This is a genomic window from Rhizobium esperanzae, from assembly GCF_002204185.1.
GTDB lineage: Bacteria > Pseudomonadota > Alphaproteobacteria > Rhizobiales > Rhizobiaceae > Rhizobium > Rhizobium esperanzae.
Genome location: NZ_MXPU01000038.1, coordinates 1 through 18,774 on the forward strand (window position 1 = coordinate 1; position 18,774 = coordinate 18,774).

The 18,774-nt window shown below is 59.8% G+C and carries 16 protein-coding genes and 1 tRNA gene; 16 read left to right on the forward strand and 1 reads right to left on the reverse strand.

The genetic code is table 11. The features are described from left to right. From B5E41_RS29935 to rpoC, 12 genes are all read left to right on the forward strand, one after another. A partial coding sequence (locus B5E41_RS29935; RefSeq protein ID WP_457897735.1) for an EF-Tu C-terminal domain-related protein occupies positions 1 to 298 on the forward strand: 298 nt, incomplete at its 5' end. Positions 299 to 500: 202 nt separating this feature from the next. Next, on the forward strand, positions 501 to 635 hold the full coding sequence (locus B5E41_RS32630; RefSeq protein WP_276328709.1) for a hypothetical protein: 135 nt from the start codon (positions 501 to 503) through the stop codon (positions 633 to 635). A 173-nt stretch (positions 636 to 808) separates the two neighbouring features. Continuing rightward, entirely contained in the window at positions 809 to 1,702 is an 894-nt protein-coding gene (locus tag B5E41_RS29940) for an NAD-dependent epimerase/dehydratase family protein (protein ID WP_088397203.1), read from the forward strand. Between the two features lie 166 nt (positions 1,703 to 1,868). Further along, a tRNA-Trp gene (locus B5E41_RS29945) sits at positions 1,869 to 1,944 on the forward strand. 193 nt (positions 1,945 to 2,137) lie between these two features. Continuing rightward, positions 2,138 to 2,338 (forward strand): preprotein translocase subunit SecE, encoded by a 201-nt coding sequence (gene secE / locus B5E41_RS29950; RefSeq protein WP_003547514.1) that lies wholly within the window; start codon positions 2,138 to 2,140, stop codon positions 2,336 to 2,338. Between the two features lie 17 nt (positions 2,339 to 2,355). Beyond that, positions 2,356 to 2,886: a transcription termination/antitermination protein NusG gene (gene nusG / locus B5E41_RS29955; RefSeq protein ID WP_007791989.1), complete on the forward strand. Its 531-nt coding sequence runs from the start codon at positions 2,356 to 2,358 to the stop codon at positions 2,884 to 2,886. Between the two features lie 177 nt (positions 2,887 to 3,063). After that, a complete protein-coding gene (rplK, locus tag B5E41_RS29960; protein WP_009985507.1) occupies positions 3,064 to 3,495 on the forward strand; it encodes a 50S ribosomal protein L11 in 432 nt (143 codons plus the stop codon). Between the two features lie 4 nt (positions 3,496 to 3,499). Further along, complete coding sequence (gene rplA, locus B5E41_RS29965; protein ID WP_064801895.1) at positions 3,500 to 4,201, forward strand: 50S ribosomal protein L1; 702 nt, start codon at positions 3,500 to 3,502, stop codon at positions 4,199 to 4,201. 328 nt (positions 4,202 to 4,529) lie between these two features. Next, entirely contained in the window at positions 4,530 to 5,048 is a 519-nt protein-coding gene (gene rplJ / locus B5E41_RS29970; RefSeq protein ID WP_064801896.1) for a 50S ribosomal protein L10, read from the forward strand. A 58-nt stretch (positions 5,049 to 5,106) separates the two neighbouring features. Further along, positions 5,107 to 5,487, forward strand: a complete 381-nt coding sequence (gene rplL / locus B5E41_RS29975; RefSeq protein ID WP_064801898.1) for a 50S ribosomal protein L7/L12 — start codon at positions 5,107 to 5,109, stop codon at positions 5,485 to 5,487. Between the two features lie 259 nt (positions 5,488 to 5,746). Then, positions 5,747 to 9,886, forward strand: a complete 4,140-nt coding sequence (gene rpoB / locus B5E41_RS29980; RefSeq protein WP_088397204.1) for a DNA-directed RNA polymerase subunit beta — start codon at positions 5,747 to 5,749, stop codon at positions 9,884 to 9,886. A gap of 188 nt (positions 9,887 to 10,074) precedes the next feature. Further along, on the forward strand, positions 10,075 to 14,283 hold the full coding sequence (rpoC, locus tag B5E41_RS29985) for a DNA-directed RNA polymerase subunit beta' (protein WP_064801902.1): 4,209 nt from the start codon (positions 10,075 to 10,077) through the stop codon (positions 14,281 to 14,283). A 102-nt stretch (positions 14,284 to 14,385) separates the two neighbouring features. Here rpoC and B5E41_RS29990 read toward each other — a convergent pair whose 3' ends face one another. Beyond that, on the reverse strand, positions 14,386 to 14,679 hold the full coding sequence (locus tag B5E41_RS29990) for a hypothetical protein (protein WP_064801904.1): 294 nt from the start codon (positions 14,677 to 14,679) through the stop codon (positions 14,386 to 14,388). A gap of 496 nt (positions 14,680 to 15,175) precedes the next feature. Here B5E41_RS29990 and rpsL point away from each other — a divergent pair, with 496 nt between their 5' ends. From rpsL to B5E41_RS30010, 4 genes are all read left to right on the forward strand, one after another. Next, positions 15,176 to 15,547: a 30S ribosomal protein S12 gene (gene rpsL / locus B5E41_RS29995; RefSeq protein ID WP_003547537.1), complete on the forward strand. Its 372-nt coding sequence runs from the start codon at positions 15,176 to 15,178 to the stop codon at positions 15,545 to 15,547. A gap of 78 nt (positions 15,548 to 15,625) precedes the next feature. After that, positions 15,626 to 16,096, forward strand: coding sequence for a 30S ribosomal protein S7 (gene rpsG, locus B5E41_RS30000; RefSeq protein ID WP_004669085.1), 471 nt, complete (start codon positions 15,626 to 15,628; stop codon positions 16,094 to 16,096). Between the two features lie 29 nt (positions 16,097 to 16,125). Continuing rightward, on the forward strand, positions 16,126 to 18,225 hold the full coding sequence (gene fusA, locus B5E41_RS30005) for an elongation factor G (protein WP_064682261.1): 2,100 nt from the start codon (positions 16,126 to 16,128) through the stop codon (positions 18,223 to 18,225). Between the two features lie 68 nt (positions 18,226 to 18,293). Then, the coding region (locus tag B5E41_RS30010; RefSeq protein ID WP_141098809.1) for a GTP-binding protein at positions 18,294 to 18,774 on the forward strand (481 nt) is incomplete at its 3' end.

Consider the following 18,774-nt stretch of genomic DNA (forward strand, 5'->3'; position numbering starts at 1 on the left):
GGGCTCCGTCAAGCCGCACAAGAAGTTCAAGGCAGAAGCCTACATCCTGACGAAGGAAGAGGGCGGCCGTCATACGCCGTTCTTCACCAACTACCGTCCGCAGTTCTACTTCCGCACGACTGACGTGACCGGCATCGTGACGCTTCCGGAAGGCACGGAAATGGTCATGCCGGGCGACAACGTCACGGTTGACGTCGAGCTGATCGTTCCGATCGCGATGGAAGAAAAGCTGCGCTTCGCTATCCGCGAAGGCGGCCGCACCGTCGGCGCCGGTATCGTCGCTTCGATCGTCGAGTAACCTTTCAGGTTATCCACAATTAGGAAAACCCCGCTGGAAACAGCGGGGTTTTTCGTTTTTGATGCATCCGCGCCGCTTAACAGGTGTTGTAAAAATATCGTTAAAAATGCCCGTCACAGTATTTTGTTCATCTCACGTTCAGAAAGCAGTTGTGATTGGCTCATTTTAGTCCAGACTCCTCCTTGTAAAGAGGAGAGTCGGGATGATTCCAAAGGCCACATTCGTTGCGACGATATTCGCGATGTATGTTTTCACGATGTTTTTCATCGCTGCGATTCCGCAAGAGGTTGTTCAGTCGGCCGGAGTGCAGATCGGTGAGGTAAGCGTCGTCAAGTGACGACCTTTCCAGTTCATCGCACGGGGCTGCGGTGATAGGTGAATAATGGGCCAGGTGCTCCCGGACAGGGTGCTCCTGGCGCGGCGGGGTGAAAGCCTTGCAGGGCGCTCGCTTGCTCTTCGCGCGGAAGCGTCTAACTATGCCTCCGGTTTCATGATGCGGAGGACCTTTCCATGAAAAAGCGGATTCTGTTCACAGGCGGTTCCGGCAAGGCAGGTCGCCATGCCGTGCCATGGCTCGTCAATGTAGGGTACGAGGTTCACAACCTCGATCTCGTGCCTCTGGACAGCCCCGGCGTCACAAATCTCATCGCCGACATCACCGATAGCGGCCAGGTCTTCAACGCGCTGTCGATGCATCGCGATTTTCCCGATCTCGACGCGGGCAAGGGCGTTCAGCCCTTTGATGCGGTCGTGCATTTCGCCGCCATTCCGCGCATCCTGATCAAGCCCGACAACGAGACCTTCCGCATCAACGTGATGGGCACTTACAATGTCATCGAGGCTGCGGTGAAGCTCGGCATCCGGAAGATCATCGTCGCGTCGAGCGAAACGACTTACGGCGTCTGCTTCGCCGAAGGCCATCGCGACTTCCACCAGTTCCCGCTGGAGGAAGATTACGACGTCAATCCGATGGATTCTTACGGCCTTTCCAAGGTCGTCAACGAAAAAACGGCGCGCGCCTTTGCCGAACGGTCGGGTTTCGACATCTATGCGCTGCGCATCGGCAACGTTATCGAGCCGCATGAATATGAGAGGTTCCCAACCTATTTTGCCCATCCGGAGATGCGCAAGCGCATCGCTTGGAGCTATATCGACGCTCGCGACCTCGGGCAGATCTGCCATCTCTGCATCGAGAAGGACGGGCTTGGCTACCAGGTCTTCAACGCCGCTAACGACACGGTTTCGGCCAATACGCCGTCGAAAGAGCTGGCGAAGCGATTCTTCCCGAATGTGCCCTTCACCCGCGAGGTCGGTGAATATGAGGGGCTGCTTTCCAACCGCAAGATTCGCGAGGTGTTGGGCTTCAAGGAAGAACACGACTGGCGGAAATATGTGAAGGTCTGAATGCTCTCCGGTTACGCGATCGAAAAGCGGACGCTCGCAAATGAGCAGAAGGCTTTGAAAATCGAAAATCGTGCTTGCCAATCCGCTGCCGCCGTCTTAAAGGGAGCGCCATGCATTTCGGCAGCGATTTGCGGGTCTTGGCCCGGGCGCTGAAAGACAGGCATGAAGGGGTATAGCTCAGTTGGTAGAGCGGCGGTCTCCAAAACCGCAGGTCGGGGGTTCGAGCCCCTCTGCCCCTGCCATCTTCCCTGATACGGACAGCGCGGCGTTGCTCGCGGCATTCCGGCTCGGGATTGATCGGTGGCAACTAATTTCGTTAAACTTCGGTTTCCCTCTTGTGCATTCGGAAATCGGTGTTTATTTAGGGTTCAACAGACACGCGGTGCGTGGGGCTGATAGTTTCAGCTTTACGCGCCGTAATTGCGTGGGCAGTCGATGGCATCCAAATCCAATCCATTTGCGTTTCTGCAGCAGGTTCGCTCCGAGACGTCCAAGGTCACATGGCCGTCGCGCCGCGAGACGATGATCTCGACGGTCATGGTGCTGGTGATGGTGGTTTTTGCCGCGCTGTTTTTCTTTGCCGCTGACCAGCTGATCGGCTGGGCCCTGAGCTTCGTGCTCAATACCGGCAACTGATACGGGTGGAGATGAAAATGGCGGCACGTTGGTACATCGTCCACGCGTACTCGAATTTTGAAAAGAAGGTGGCTGAAGACATCGAGAACAAGGCTCGCCAGAAGGGGCTTGAGCACCTGTTCGAGAAGATTCTCGTGCCGACCGAAAAGGTCGTGGAAGTGCGTCGCGGCCGCAAGGTCGACAGCGAGCGCAAGTTCTTCCCGGGCTACGTCCTGGTCCGCGCCAATCTGACGGACGAGGCCTATCACCTGATCAAGAATACGCCGAAGGTCACAGGTTTCCTTGGCTCCGACAATAAGCCCGTTCCGATTCCGGATTATGAAGCCGAGCGCATTCTCGGTCAGGTTCAGGAAGGCGTCGAGCGGCCGAAGGCGTCCGTTACCTTCGAGATCGGCGAGCAGGTCCGCGTTTCCGACGGTCCTTTCGCTTCGTTCAACGGCACGGTTCAGGATGTGGACGAAGAGCGTTCGCGCCTGAAGGTGGAAGTGTCGATCTTCGGTCGCGCAACGCCGGTCGAGCTGGAATACGCGCAGGTCGAGAAGGTCTGATCGCGAGAGATGGGAGGCTGGTCCTTGTGGCCTGCCTCTTGCGGACCTTGTCCGCATCCGCGTGGAAGGTGAGGGGTCTTAGCCGGGCCCTAATGATCCGCACCACGCAACCGCAGCCGCCGGAGCAATCCGGCATCACGGGCCGGGCGACCGGCCGTTCATGAAAGGCAGAGAGATATGGCTAAGAAAGTTGCAGGCCAGCTCAAGCTTCAGGTCAAGGCAGGATCGGCAAACCCGTCCCCGCCGATTGGTCCGGCGCTTGGTCAGCGTGGCATTAATATCATGGAATTCTGCAAGGCGTTCAATGCCGCCACGCAGGAAATGGAAAAGGGTATGCCGATTCCGGTCGTCATCACCTATTACCAGGACAAGTCCTTCACCTTCGCGATGAAGCAGCCGCCGGTCAGCTACTGGCTGAAGAAGGAAGCGAAGATCACGTCCGGTTCCAAGACGCCTGGTAAGGGCGCAAAGGCCGGTACCCTCACCAAGGCTCAGATCAAGACGATCGCCGAGGCCAAGATGAAGGACCTGAACGCAGCGGATATCGAAGGTGCAATGGCGATGATCGAGGGCTCTGCCCGCGCCATGGGCCTGGAAGTGGTGGGTTAAGACCATGGCAGGCAAGCGCACTCGCAAAATCAACGAAGGTGTTGATCCGACCAAGCTCTACGCTCTGACCCAGGCCATCGGCATGGTCAAGGAACGGGCTGTCGCCAAGTTCGACGAAACCATCGAAGTCTCGATGAACCTCGGTGTTGACCCGCGCCACGCCGACCAGATGGTTCGCGGCGTCGTCAACCTGCCGAACGGCACCGGCCGTACGGTTCGCGTTGCTGTTTTCGCCCGTGGCGCCAAGGCTGACGAAGCCAAGGCTGCTGGCGCAGACGTTGTTGGCGCAGAAGATCTCGTCGAAATCGTCCAGGGCGGCAAGATCGACTTCGATCGCTGCATCGCCACCCCCGACATGATGCCGCTCGTCGGTCGTCTCGGTAAGGTTCTCGGCCCGCGCGGCATGATGCCGAACCCGAAGGTCGGTACCGTCACCATGGATGTCGCCGGAGCCGTCAAGGCTTCCAAGGGCGGCGCTGTCGAGTTCCGCGTCGAGAAGGCTGGTATCGTCCATGCCGGCATCGGCAAGGCCTCTTTCGATGCCAAGGCTCTGGAAGAAAACATCCGCGCCTTTGCCGACGCCGTCATCAAGGCGAAGCCGGCTGGCGCCAAAGGCAACTATGTCAAGCGCGTGGCGATTTCTTCGACCATGGGCCCGGGTGTCAAGATCGAAGTCGGCTCGGTCACCGCAGCTCCGACTGCATAAGTTTATGGCCGGGCTTCGGCCCGGTCACTGAATTTCCGGCCTCGCAAGGGGCCGGAATATTCCGGAGAAATCCGGAATCCTGTCCGAGATTGCAGGTGGTTTTCCCTTAATCACTTCGCCTGCATGAGACGGGTAAGACCCGAATTGCATGAAGTTCACTTCTCGTAACTCGGTTCGAGCCTTGGATGCCTTGTGCCTCTTTAGCCTTGATTGGCGCGGAGCGCGGGGGGACAGGATCCTCAAGCGTCGCTTGGGATCTCGCATGATCCCGGGAGGCAAAAGGCAACCCGGCGGGCCCGTTTTCGGTCTCGCCAACTGGAGATAGGCAGTGGAAAGAGCGGAAAAACGCGAATTCGTCACGGAACTGAACGAAGTCTTCAAGGCTTCGGGCTCAGTCGTCGTGGCCCACTATGCTGGTGCTACAGTCGCGCAGATGAACGATTTTCGTTCGAAGATGCGTGCAGCTGGCGGTACCGTCAAAGTCGCGAAGAACCGCCTGGCCAAAATTGCCCTTCAGGGTACGGAAGCGGAAGGGATTACCAATCTCTTCAAGGGTCAGACGCTGATTGCATACAGCACCGATCCGATCACCGCTCCGAAGGTCGTCATGGATTTCGCCAAGACCAACGACAAGATCGTTGTTCTGGGCGGCGCCATGGGAACAACCACGCTCAACGCCGATGCAGTCAAGTCGCTTGCGACCCTGCCTTCGCTCGACGAGCTGCGTGCGAAGCTGCTGGGCATGATCCAGACACCGGCTACCCGCATCGCTGGGGTTGTTGCAGCACCGGCAAGCCAGCTTGCCCGCGTGTTTGCGGCCTACGCCAAGAAGGACGAAGCCGCTTAAGGCGGTTTTTCGCTGTTTATAATCAACCGGTTCGAACCGAACAAAAGGAACTAGTAAAATGGCTGATCTCGCAAAGATCGTTGACGACCTCTCCTCGCTGACCGTTCTGGAAGCTGCAGAACTGTCGAAGCTTCTCGAAGAAAAGTGGGGCGTTTCCGCTGCTGCTCCGGTAGCTGTTGCTGCCGCTGCTGGTGGTGCAGGCGCTGCTGCTCCGGCTGAAGAAGAAAAGACCGAGTTCGACGTCATCCTCACGGATGCCGGCGCCAACAAGATCAACGTCATCAAGGAAGTTCGCGCCATCACCGGCCTCGGCCTCAAGGAAGCCAAGGACCTCGTCGAAGGCGCTCCGAAGGCTGTCAAGGAAGCCGTTTCCAAGGCTGAAGCCGCCGACATCAAGAAGAAGCTTGAAGACGCAGGCGCAAAGGCCGACGTCAAGTAATCTTGAACTGCACGTGGGAGGCGGAATTTACTGCCTCCCATTTGCCGTTTTCCTGAACGAATTACCCAAAAGCCGCGTGAAAACGGCTTTTGGGTAATGGGTTCTTCAAGAGCATGGTCTCGAACCGAAGCGCCAAGGCAATCCGGCCTGGCTGTTTCGGGAGGTGGGACGAGGTTGAACTACTCATTGATCGGCGGGGTCGACTGGCCATCGGTTCCCGTCCGTTGCAGGCCCGGATGCAATTTTTGAAGGAGCGACGATGGCTCAGACCCTTTCGTTCAATGGTCGCAGGCGCGTACGCAAGTTTTTTGGTAAGATCCCCGAAGTCGCAGAAATGCCGAACCTCATCGAGGTTCAGAAGGCGTCCTACGACCAGTTCCTGATGGTTGAAGAGCCGAAGGGCGGTCGCCCAGACGAAGGCCTTCAGGCCGTCTTCAAATCCGTTTTCCCGATCACCGACTTCTCCGGCGCCTCGATGCTGGAGTTCGTGTCTTACGAATTCGAACCGCCGAAGTTCGACGTTGACGAGTGCCGCCAGCGCGACCTGACCTATGCTGCGCCGCTGAAGGTCACTCTCCGTCTCATCGTGTTCGATATCGACGAGGATACCGGCGCAAAGTCGATCAAGGACATCAAGGAACAGTCCGTCTACATGGGCGACATGCCGCTCATGACCAACAACGGCACGTTCATCGTCAACGGCACCGAGCGCGTCATCGTCTCGCAGATGCACCGTTCGCCGGGCGTCTTCTTCGACCATGACAAGGGCAAGAGCCATTCTTCCGGCAAGCTGCTGTTCGCCGCCCGCGTCATTCCCTATCGCGGTTCCTGGCTCGATATCGAATTCGACGCCAAGGACATCGTTTACGCCCGCATCGACCGCCGCCGCAAGATCCCTGTCACGTCGCTGCTGATGGCGCTCGGCATGGACGGCGAGGAAATCCTCGACACCTTCTACACGAAGTCGCTCTACAAGCGCGACGGCGATGGCTGGCGCATTCCCTTCAAGCCGGAAACCCTGAAGGGCGCCAAGGCGATCACCGAGATGGTCGACGCCGATACCGGCGAAGTCGTCGTGGAAGCCGGCAAGAAGCTGACGCCGCGGCTGCTGCGCCAGCTTTCCGATAAGGGCCTGAAGGCGCTGAAGGCCGGCGACGACGACCTTTACGGTAACTACCTCGCCGAGGATATCGTCAACTACTCGACGGGTGAGATCTATCTCGAGGCCGGCGACGAGATCGACGAGAAGACGCTCGCCGTCATCCTCGCGAACGGTTTCGACGAGATCCCGGTTCTCGGCATCGACCACATCAATGTCGGCGCCTATATCCGCAACACGCTTTCGGCTGACAAGAACGAGAACCGTCAGGACGCTCTGTTCGACATCTATCGCGTCATGCGCCCGGGTGAACCGCCGACGATGGAATCGGCCGAAGCCATGTTCAACTCGCTGTTCTTCGATGCGGAGCGTTACGACCTCTCCGCCGTCGGCCGCGTCAAGATGAACATGCGCCTCGACCTCTCCGTCGAGGACACCGTTCGCATCCTGCGCAAGGACGACATCCTGGCCGTGGTCAAGATGCTGGTCGAACTGCGCGACGGCAAGGGTGAGATCGACGACATCGACAACCTCGGCAACCGCCGCGTCCGCTCGGTCGGCGAGCTGATGGAGAACCAGTACCGTCTCGGCCTGCTTCGCATGGAGCGTGCGATCAAGGAACGCATGTCCTCGATCGAAATCGACACGGTCATGCCGCAGGACCTGATCAACGCCAAGCCGGCTGCCGCAGCCGTCCGCGAATTCTTCGGTTCCTCGCAGCTCTCGCAGTTCATGGACCAGGTCAACCCGCTCTCGGAAATCACCCACAAGCGCCGTCTTTCGGCCCTTGGTCCGGGCGGTCTGACCCGCGAGCGCGCCGGCTTCGAAGTCCGCGACGTGCATCCGACCCACTATGGCCGTATCTGCCCGATCGAAACGCCGGAGGGCCCGAACATCGGTCTGATCAACTCGCTTGCGACCTTTGCCCGCGTCAACAAATACGGTTTCATCGAAAGCCCGTACCGGCGCATCGTCGACGGCAAGGTGACGAACGACGTGCTCTACCTCTCCGCCATGGAAGAGGCCAAGTATTACGTCGCACAGGCCAACGCCGAGCTGAACGTTGACGGTTCCTTCGTCGACGAATTCGTCGTCTGCCGTCACGCGGGTGAAGTTATGCTCGCGCCCCGCGACAGCATGAACCTGATGGACGTTTCGCCGAAGCAGGTCGTTTCGGTCGCAGCGGCACTCATCCCGTTCCTGGAAAACGACGACGCCAACCGCGCCCTCATGGGCTCGAACATGCAGCGTCAGGCCGTGCCGCTGCTGCGTGCCGAAGCTCCGTTCGTCGGCACCGGCATGGAGCCGGTCGTCGCGCGCGACTCCGGTGCCGCCATCGGCGCCCGCCGCGGCGGCGTCGTCGACCAGGTCGACGCGACGCGTATCGTTATCCGCGCCACGGAAGACCTCGAAGCCGGCAAGTCCGGCGTCGATATTTACCGCCTGCAGAAGTTCCAGCGTTCGAATCAGAACACCTGCGTCAACCAGCGTCCGCTGGTCACTGTCGGTGACGTCGTCAACCGCGGCGATATTCTGGCCGACGGCCCGTCGACCGATCTCGGCGACCTGGCGCTCGGCCGCAACGCGCTCGTCGCGTTCATGCCCTGGAACGGCTACAACTACGAAGACTCGATCCTGCTCTCCGAGCGCATCGTTGCCGACGACGTGTTCACCTCCATCCACATCGAGGAATTCGAAGTGATGGCGCGCGACACCAAGCTCGGCCCCGAGGAAATCACCCGCGATATTCCGAACGTTTCGGAAGAAGCGCTGAAGAACCTCGACGAAGCCGGCATCGTCTATATCGGCGCCGAGGTTCAGCCGGGCGATATCCTCGTCGGCAAGATCACGCCGAAGGGCGAAAGCCCGATGACGCCGGAAGAAAAGCTTCTGCGCGCCATCTTCGGCGAAAAAGCCTCCGACGTGCGCGACACCTCCATGCGCATGCCGCCCGGCACCTACGGCACGATCGTCGAAGTTCGCGTCTTCAACCGCCATGGCGTCGAGAAGGACGAGCGCGCGATGGCGATCGAGCGCGAAGAGATCGAGCGGCTCGCCAAGGACCGCGACGACGAGCAGGCGATCCTCGACCGTAACGTCTACGGCCGTCTGATCGACATGCTGCGCGGCCAGGTCTCGATTGCCGGCCCGAAGGGCTTCAAGAAGGGCACCGAACTTTCGAACGCCGTCGTCTCCGAATATCCTCGCTCGCAGTGGTGGATGTTCGCCGTCGAGGACGAGAAGGTCCAGAGCGAACTCGAGGCCCTCCGCGGCCAGTACGACGAATCCAAGTCGCGCCTTGAACAGCGCTTCATGGACAAGGTCGAGAAGGTCCAGCGCGGCGATGAAATGCCTCCGGGCGTCATGAAGATGGTCAAGGTCTTCGTCGCCGTGAAGCGCAAGATCCAGCCGGGCGACAAGATGGCCGGCCGTCACGGGAACAAGGGCGTGGTCTCGCGCATTGTGCCTGTCGAGGACATGCCGTTCCTCGAAGACGGCACGCATGTCGACGTCGTTCTGAACCCGCTCGGCGTGCCTTCGCGCATGAACGTCGGCCAGATTCTGGAAACGCACCTGGGTTGGGCTTGCGCCGGCATGGGTCGCCAGATCGGCGAATTGATCGAAGCGTATAAGGCCAACGGCAACATCGAACCGCTGCGCAAGACCATCGGCGATGTCGTCGGCGACGGTCCCAAGGCCGAACAGGTCCAGGACTTCGACGACGAGTCCGTCCTGCGTCTCGCCGACCAGTGGAAGCGCGGCGTTTCGATCGCGACGCCGGTCTTCGACGGCGCCAATGAAGGTGACGTCAACGACATGCTGCGTCTGGCGGGTCTCAAGGACACCGGCCAGTCGACTCTCTATGACGGCCGTACCGGCGAGCAGTTCGACCGCCAGGTGACCGTGGGCTACATCTACATGCTGAAGCTCAACCACCTGGTCGACGACAAGATCCATGCCCGCTCGATCGGCCCTTACTCGCTCGTGACCCAGCAGCCGCTGGGCGGCAAGGCGCAGTTCGGTGGTCAGCGCTTCGGCGAAATGGAAGTCTGGGCGCTCGAAGCCTATGGCGCCGCCTATACGCTGCAGGAAATGCTGACGGTGAAGTCGGATGACGTCGCCGGCCGCACCAAGGTCTACGAAGCCATTGTCCGCGGAGACGACACGTTCGAAGCCGGTATTCCGGAAAGCTTCAACGTTCTCGTCAAGGAAATGCGCTCGCTGGGCCTCAGCGTCGAGCTCGAGAACACCAAGCTCGATGAAGCGCAGGCAACCCAGCTGCCGGACGCGGCCGAGTAAACATTGATAGGGCGTGCGCTGCCAATGCGGCGCACGCCGGTCCCGCCGGGAGCCGCATCCGTGTCGGCCCGGAAGGGAAGTTTCGCCGCATCTTGCGGTTATTCTCGTTTAAGCGAGGGAGGCGGCTCCCGGGAATTGCCGCCGGCCATCGCATTTTGAGGGCGCTTTAGCCCATGAAGGAGACAGGCATGAACCAAGAGGTCATGAATCTTTTCAATCCGCAGGTGCCTGCACAGAATTTCGATTCCATTCGGATTTCGATCGCGTCTCCGGAGAAGATCCTCTCCTGGTCCTACGGTGAGATCAAGAAGCCGGAAACCATCAACTACCGCACGTTCAAGCCGGAACGCGACGGTCTGTTCTGCGCGCGCATCTTTGGCCCGATCAAGGACTACGAATGCTTGTGCGGCAAGTACAAGCGCATGAAGTACAAGGGCATCATCTGCGAAAAGTGCGGCGTCGAAGTCACGCTGTCGCGCGTTCGCCGTGAGCGCATGGGCCATATTGAGCTTGCTGCTCCCGTTGCCCACATCTGGTTCCTGAAGTCGCTGCCGTCGCGCATTTCGACACTGCTCGACATGACGCTGAAGGATGTCGAGCGCGTCCTCTACTTCGAAAACTATATCGTCACCGAGCCGGGCCTGACCGCTCTCAAGGAGCACCAGCTCCTCTCGGAAGAAGAGTACATGCTCGCCGTCGACGAGTACGGTGAAGACCAGTTCACCGCGATGATCGGCGCTGAGGCGATCTACGAGATGCTGGCTTCGATGAACCTCGAAAAGATCGCCGGCGATCTGCGCTCCGAGCTTGCCGACACCACGTCGGATCTCAAGCAGAAGAAGCTGATGAAGCGCCTGAAGATCGTCGAGAACTTCATGGAGTCAGGCAATCGTCCGGAATGGATGATCATGAAGGTCGTTCCGGTCATCCCGCCGGATCTGCGCCCGCTCGTTCCGCTCGACGGTGGCCGTTTCGCGACGTCGGATCTGAACGATCTCTATCGCCGCGTCATCAACCGTAACAACCGTCTGAAGCGCCTCATCGAACTGCGCGCTCCGGGCATCATCATCCGCAACGAAAAGCGCATGCTGCAGGAATCTGTCGACGCGCTCTTCGATAACGGCCGCCGCGGCCGCGTCATCACCGGCGCCAACAAGCGTCCGCTGAAGTCGCTGTCCGACATGCTGAAGGGCAAGCAGGGCCGCTTCCGCCAGAACCTGCTCGGCAAGCGCGTCGACTATTCCGGCCGTTCGGTGATCGTCACCGGTCCGGAACTGAAGCTGCATCAGTGCGGTCTTCCAAAGAAGATGGCGCTCGAACTCTTCAAGCCGTTCATCTATGCCCGCCTCGACGCCAAGGGTTACTCCTCGACCGTCAAGCAGGCCAAGAAGCTGGTCGAGAAGGAAAAGCCGGAAGTTTGGGATATCCTCGACGAGGTCATCCGCGAACATCCTGTTCTTCTGAACCGCGCACCGACGCTGCACCGCCTGGGCATCCAGGCCTTCGAACCCACCCTGGTCGAAGGCAAGGCCATCCAGCTGCACCCGCTCGTCTGCACGGCCTTCAACGCCGACTTCGACGGTGACCAGATGGCTGTTCACGTGCCGCTGTCGCTCGAAGCCCAGCTCGAAGCCCGCGTGCTGATGATGTCGACCAACAACATCCTGCACCCGGCAAACGGCGCGCCGATCATCGTTCCCTCGCAGGACATGGTTCTCGGCCTGTACTATCTGTCGATCCTGAACCAGAACGAGCCGGGCGAAGGCATGGCCTTCTCCGATCTCGGCGAGCTGCATCACGCGCTGGAAAACAAGGTCGTGACGCTGCACACCAAGATCCGCGGCCGCTTCAAGTCGATCGGCGAGGATGGCAAGCCTTACTCGAAGATCTACGAGACGACGCCCGGCCGTCTGCTCATCGGCGAACTGCTGCCGAAAAATGGCAAGGTGCCCTTCGACATCTGCAACCAGGAAATGACCAAGAAGAACATCTCCAAGATGATCGACACGGTCTACCGCCATTGCGGCCAGAAGGACACGGTCATCTTCTGCGACCGCATCATGCAGCTCGGCTTCGCCCATGCCTGCCGTGCCGGCATTTCGTTCGGCAAGGACGACATGGTCATTCCGGACACCAAGGCCAAGATCGTCAACGACACCGAAAATCTGGTGAAGGAATACGAGCAGCAGTACAATGACGGCCTCATCACCCAGGGCGAAAAGTACAACAAGGTTGTCGATGCCTGGGGCAAGGCGACTGAAAAGGTCGCCGAAGAGATGATGGCACGCATCAAGGCGGTCGAATTCGACGAGAACACCGGCCGTCAGAAGCCGATGAACTCGATCTACATGATGAGCCACTCCGGCGCCCGCGGTTCTCCGAACCAGATGCGTCAGCTGGGCGGCATGCGCGGCCTGATGGCCAAGCCGTCGGGCGAAATCATCGAGACGCCGATCATCTCGAACTTCAAGGAAGGCCTGACCGTCAACGAGTACTTCAACTCGACGCACGGCGCCCGCAAGGGCCTGGCAGACACCGCCTTGAAGACCGCAAACTCCGGTTACCTGACCCGCCGTCTCGTCGACGTCGCGCAGGATTGCATCGTCACGCACGTCGATTGCGGCACCGAAACCGGCCTGACCATGACCGCCATCGTCGATGCCGGCCAGGTCGTTGCCTCGCTCGGCGCCCGTATTCTCGGCCGCACGGCGCTCGACGACATCGACCATCCGGTGACGGGTGAGCGCATCGTCGATGCCGGCAAGATGATCCTCGAGCCCGATGTCATCGAAATCGAGAAGGCCGGCATCCAGTCGATCCGCATCCGCTCGGCGCTGACCTGCGAAATCCAGACGGGCGTCTGCTCGGTCTGCTACGGCCGCGACCTCGCGCGCGGTACGCCGGTCAACATGGGCGAAGCCGTCGGCGTCATCGCCGCTCAGTCGATCGGCGAGCCGGGAACCCAGCTCACCATGCGTACCTTCCACCTTGGCGGTACGGCAACCGTGGTCGACCAGTCGTTCCTGGAAGCCTCGTACGAAGGTACGGTGCAGATCAAGAACCGCAACGTGCTGCGCAACTCTGAAGGCAGCCTCGTTGCCATGGGCCGCAACATGACCGTCCAGATCCTGGACGAGCGTGGCGTCGAGCGCTCTTCGCAGCGTGTCGCCTACGGTTCGAAGCTGCATGTCGACGAAGGTGACAAGGTCAAGCGTGGCCAGCGTCTGGCGGAGTGGGATCCTTACACCCGTCCGATGATGACGGAAGTTGCCGGTACCGTTCAGTTCGAAGACCTCGTCGATGGTCTCTCGGTTCTGGAAGCGACCGACGAATCCACCGGCATCACCAAGCGTCAGGTCATCGACTGGCGTTCGACCCCGCGCGGCTCGGATCTCAAGCCGGCGATTGTCATCAAGGACGCCAGCGGCAATGTCGCAAAGCTGTCGCGCGGTGGTGACGCCCGCTTCCTGCTCTCGGTCGACGCCATCCTGTCGGTCGAGCCGGGCACGAAGGTCTCGCAGGGTGACGTTCTCGCCCGTTCGCCGCTCGAAAGCGCCAAGACCAAGGACATCACCGGCGGCCTGCCGCGTGTTGCCGAACTGTTCGAAGCTCGCCGTCCGAAGGATCACGCCATCATCGCAGAGATCGATGGTACGATCCGCCTCGGCCGCGACTACAAGAACAAGCGTCGCGTCATCATCGAGCCGGCGGAAGACGGTGTCGAGCCTGTCGAATACCTGATTCCGAAGGGCAAGCCCTTCCACCTTCAGGACGGCGACTATATCGAAAAGGGTGACTACATCCTCGACGGTAACCCGGCTCCGCACGACATCCTGGCGATCAAGGGCGTGGAGGCTCTTGCTTCCTACCTCGTCAACGAAATCCAGGAAGTCTATCGCCTGCAGGGCGTCGTCATCAACGACAAGCACATCGAGGTGATCGTCCGTCAGATGCTGCAGAAGGTGGAGATCACCGATGCCGGTGACTCGACCTACATCGTCGGCGACAACGTCGACCGGATCGAACTGGAGGACGTCAACGACCACCTGATCGAGCAGGGGAAGAAGCCCGCCAGCGGCGAGCCGGTTCTTCTCGGCATCACCAAGGCGTCGCTGCAGACCCCGTCCTTCATCTCGGCCGCGTCCTTCCAGGAAACGACCAAGGTGCTGACGGAAGCTGCAATCGCCGGCAAGACCGACGGTCTGCAGGGCTTGAAGGAAAACGTCATCGTCGGCCGCCTCATTCCGGCCGGCACCGGCGGCACCATGACCCAGATCCGCCGCATCGCCACGTCGCGCGACGAGCTCATCCTCGAAGAGCGCCGCAAGGGCACTGGGGCAGCGGTCGCCACCCCGATGCTGCAGGACATGGCCGAAAACGCCCCGGCTGCGGAATAATCCGCAGCTGAGGTCCACGAATTGAAAAACCGCCCGGAGCGATCCGGGCGGTTTTCGTTTGTATGCCAGTCTTTGATTGATAGGGGAGGGAAGGCGTTCCCGTCAGTTGAACCGGATGATCGCGACCTCGCCGTCAACCGCACCCTGATAGGCCGAAGCGTGCGGCTCTTCCGCCGGAATTTCGGTCAGCATGCCGATCTGGTCGAGATCGGCCTCGATGAAACCCTCCTCGGCAAGGGCGTTCAAGGCTTCGCGCACGGCGGTGTCGTCATCGGGCGCCTGGAGCAGGATGTGCAGGTCGATGCCTTCGCTGGCCTCGGACTCATAGCCTTTGCCGATGATGATGAAGATCATCGGTCCGTCGAAATTATTGTCGTTATCAGGTGTCGTGATCATCGCCTGTCCTCGGTTCCTGGGGATTCGCTTTGTCGAATCCGCTGAGAGGACCTAACGCCGCAATTGCTGATTCCTTAACTGCTTTTGCTGCAAGGCCCAAGTTTTTATCTTGGCGCACGTCCCTGAATGCGTCTAGAAGGATGAAAACAGGGCGTTCGGCCCGCATATCAAGGTGATGCGGCCAAGTTTATTTCTTAACCGGCCTTGACGGGACGGGTGGAAACCAGTAGTACCCCGGCCATCAGATCCCATGTGAGGCTTGGCTGTTCGGGGCGACGCGCCCTGAAATTCACCTCAAACAAGGTTCTAAACGCACGTTGAAGTCATGATGCTGCACGCATGACGCAGGATTTTATGCGTCCTCTGCTCCTTGTGGTCCATCTGCGGAAGCGGATCGGGCCATATTTTGCGCATTGACGGAAAGCATGCGTCATTGCCGGAGACGGCGTGAGTTCAAGCCCGCAAGGGTACTGAGATAAACGTAAGGGATGGTTGAATGCCTACCGTAAACCAGCTGATCCGCAAGCCTCGCCAGGCGAACGTAAAGCGTAATAAGGTTCCCGCTCTCCAGGAGAACCCGCAGAAGCGCGGCGTTTGCACGCGCGTCTACACGACCACGCCGAAGAAGCCGAACTCGGCTCTGCGTAAGGTCGCAAAGATCCGCCTGACCAACGGCTTCGAAGTCATTGGTTACATCCCCGGCGAAGGTCACAACCTTCAGGAACACTCCGTCGTCATGATCCGCGGCGGCCGCGTCAAGGACCTTCCGGGTGTCCGTTATCACATCATCCGCGGCGTTCTCGATACCCAAGGTGTCAAGAACCGCAAGCAGCGTCGCTCCAAGTACGGTGCGAAGCGTCCGAAGTAATTCGGATTTTGAATAATCCGGCGCTGCGCGAGGTCCTCCGCGTGATGAAGCGCCTTAACGGTTGAAGAGACGAAAAGTATGTCCAGACGTCATAAAGCAGAAAAGCGCGAGATCAATCCGGATCCGAAGTTCGGTGACCTCGTCGTGACCAAGTTCATGAATGCCATCATGCTCGATGGTAAGAAGTCCGTTGCTGAAAACATCGTCTATGGTGCGTTCGACGCCGTCCAGGGCAAGTCCAAGCAGGAGCCGCTTTCGGTTTTCCATTCTGCGCTCGACAACATTGCCCCGCACGTTGAAGTCCGCTCGCGCCGCGTCGGTGGTGCGACCTACCAGGTTCCGGTCGACGTCCGTCCGGAGCGCCGCCAAGCTCTCGCCATTCGCTGGCTGATTGCCGCTGCCCGCAAGCGCAACGAAACCACCATGATCGACCGTCTGTCCGGCGAACTGCTCGATGCGTCCAACAACCGCGGCTCCGCCGTCAAGAAGCGCGAAGACACGCACAAGATGGCTGACGCCAACCGCGCGTTCTCGCACTATCGCTGGTAATTCCGAACGGTATCGAAAGGCAGTCCACAATGGCTCGCGAATATAAGATCGAAGACTACCGCAATTTCGGTATCATGGCGCATATCGACGCCGGCAAGACCACGACCACCGAGCGTATCCTTTACTACACCGGCAAGTCGCACAAGATCGGCGAAGTCCACGACGGCGCAGCCACCATGGACTGGATGGAGCAGGAGCAGGAGCGTGGCATCACGATCACCTCTGCTGCCACCACGACCTTCTGGAAGGGCCGTGACGGCAAGATGCGCCGCTTCAACATCATCGACACCCCCGGCCACGTCGACTTCACCATCGAAGTCGAGCGTTCGCTGCGCGTTCTCGACGGCGCCATCGCGCTGCTTGACGCCAACGCCGGCGTTGAGCCGCAGACGGAAACCGTCTGGCGCCAGGCTGAGAAGTACAATGTTCCGCGGATGATCTTCTGCAACAAGATGGACAAGACCGGCGCGGACTTCTATCGCTCGGTCGAGATGATCAAGACGCGTCTCGGCGCGACCGCCGTCGTCATGCAGCTGCCGATCGGTGCTGAGAGCGACTTCAAGGGCGTTGTCGACCTCGTCGAGATGAACGCGCTGATCTGGCGCGACGAATCGCTCGGCGCCCAGTGGGATGTCGTCGAAATCCCGGAAGATCTGAAGGCCAAGGCTGAAGAATATCGCGAAAAGCTGATCGAGACCGTTGTCGAGATCGACGAAGCTGCGATGGAAGCCTATCTCGAAGGCAACATGCCCGACAACGACAAGATCCGCGAACTCGTTCGCCGCGGCACCATCGACGTCAAGTTCCATCCGATGTTCTGCGGCACCGCCTTCAAGAACAAGGGTGTGCAGCCGCTGCTCGACGCCGTGGTCGACTACCTGCCGTCGCCGCTCGACATTCCGGCGATCAAGGGCATCGATTTCAAGACCGAAGCCGATATCGAGCGTCATGCAGATGACGCCGAGCCGCTTTCGATGCTGGCGTTCAAGATCATGAACGACCCCTTCGTCGGTTCGCTCACCTTCGCACGCATCTACTCCGGCAAGCTCGAAAAGGGCTCTTCGGTTCTGAACACGGTCAAGGACAAGCGCGAGCGCGTCGGCCGTATGCTGCAGATGCACTCCAACTCTCGTGAAGACATCGAAGAAGCCTTTGCAGGCGACATCGTTGCTCTCGCTGGTCTCAAGGAAACCACCACTGGCGATACGCTCTGCGACCCGCTGAAGCCGGTTATCCTCGAGCGCATGGAATTCCCCGAGCCGGTCATCCAGATCGCCATCGAGCCGAAGTCCAAGGGCGACCAGGAAAAGATGGGCCTCGCGCTCAACCGCCTGGCAGCCGAAGACCCGTCCTTCCGCGTGAAGACGGACCAGGAATCCGGTCAGACGATCATTGCCGGCATGGGCGAACTGCATCTCGACATCATCGTCGACCGCATGCGTCGCGAGTTCAAGGTCGAAGCAAACGTTGGTGCGCCGCAGGTTGCTTACCGCGAAACCATCACGCGCCAGACCGAAGAAGACTACACGCACAAGAAGCAGACCGGTGGTACCGGCCAGTTCGCGCGCGTCAAGATCATCTTCGAACCGAACCCGGAAGGCGAAGACTTCAAGTTCGAATCCAAGATCGTCGGCGGCTCTGTTCCGAAGGAATACATCCCGGGCGTTCAGAAGGGCATCGAAAGCGTTCTGTCTTCCGGTCCGCTGGCTGGCTTCCCGATGCTCGGCGTCAAGGCGACGCTCATCGACGGTGCCTTCCACGACGTCGACTCCTCGGTCCTGGCGTTCGAAATCGCTTCCCGCGCTTGCTTCCGTGAAGCAGCCAAGAAGGCCGGCGCTCAGCTCCTCGAGCCGATGATGAAGGTCGAGGTCGTCACCCCGGAAGATTACGTCGGTGACGTTATCGGCGACCTCAACTCCCGCCGTGGCCAGATCCAGGGTCAGGAAAGCCGTGGCATCGCGGTTGTCATCAGCGCCAACGTTCCGCTGGCCAACATGTTCAAGTACGTCGACAACCTGCGCTCCATGTCGCAGGGCCGCGCTCAGTACACGATGACCTTCGATCACTACGCGCCGGTCCCGTCGAACGTCGCAACCGAAATCCAGGCAAAGTATTCCGGTCAGAAGTGACCGGCATACCTATTGACCGATAACAAGAATTAGCTCCCCTCGGGGACTAGCAAAACGGAGAGCCGAAAATGGCAAAGAGTAAGTTTGAGCGCAACAAGCCGCACGTCAACATTGGCACGATCGGCCACGTTGACCACGGCAAGACGTCTCTGACGGCAGCGATCACGAAGTACTTCGGTGAGTTCAAGGCGTACGACCAGATCGACGCGGCTCCGGAAGAGAAGGCCCGCGGCATCACGATTTCGACGGCGCACGTCGAGTATGAGACGCCGGCCCGCCACTACGCGCACGTCGACTGCCCCGGCCACGCCGACTACGTGAAGAACATGATCACCGGTGCGGCGCAGATGGACGGCGCGATCCTGGTTTGCTCGGCTGCTGACGGCCCGATGCCGCAGACGCGCGAACACATCCTGCTCGCCCGCCAGGTCGGCGTTCCGGCGATCGTTGTGTTCCTGAACAAGGTCGACCAGGTTGACGACGCCGAGCTTCTCGAGCTGGTCGAGCTCGAAGTTCGCGAGCTTCTGTCGTCCTACGACTTCCCGGGCG

Coding starts and splice junctions, on each gene's coding strand:
- B5E41_RS32630 (WP_276328709.1), top strand. CDS start 501: ATGATTCCAAAGGCCACATTCGTTGCGACGATATTCGCGATGTATGTT.
- B5E41_RS29940 (WP_088397203.1), top strand. CDS start 809: ATGAAAAAGCGGATTCTGTTCACAGGCGGTTCCGGCAAGGCAGGTCGC.
- secE (WP_003547514.1), top strand. CDS start 2,138: ATGGCATCCAAATCCAATCCATTTGCGTTTCTGCAGCAGGTTCGCTCC.
- nusG (WP_007791989.1), top strand. CDS start 2,356: ATGGCGGCACGTTGGTACATCGTCCACGCGTACTCGAATTTTGAAAAG.
- rplK (WP_009985507.1), top strand. CDS start 3,064: ATGGCTAAGAAAGTTGCAGGCCAGCTCAAGCTTCAGGTCAAGGCAGGA.
- rplA (WP_064801895.1), top strand. CDS start 3,500: ATGGCAGGCAAGCGCACTCGCAAAATCAACGAAGGTGTTGATCCGACC.
- rplL (WP_064801898.1), top strand. CDS start 5,107: ATGGCTGATCTCGCAAAGATCGTTGACGACCTCTCCTCGCTGACCGTT.
- rpoB (WP_088397204.1), top strand. CDS start 5,747: ATGGCTCAGACCCTTTCGTTCAATGGTCGCAGGCGCGTACGCAAGTTT.
- rpoC (WP_064801902.1), top strand. CDS start 10,075: ATGAACCAAGAGGTCATGAATCTTTTCAATCCGCAGGTGCCTGCACAG.
- B5E41_RS29990 (WP_064801904.1), bottom strand. CDS start 14,679: ATGATCACGACACCTGATAACGACAATAATTTCGACGGACCGATGATC.
- rpsL (WP_003547537.1), top strand. CDS start 15,176: ATGCCTACCGTAAACCAGCTGATCCGCAAGCCTCGCCAGGCGAACGTA.
- rpsG (WP_004669085.1), top strand. CDS start 15,626: ATGTCCAGACGTCATAAAGCAGAAAAGCGCGAGATCAATCCGGATCCG.
- fusA (WP_064682261.1), top strand. CDS start 16,126: ATGGCTCGCGAATATAAGATCGAAGACTACCGCAATTTCGGTATCATG.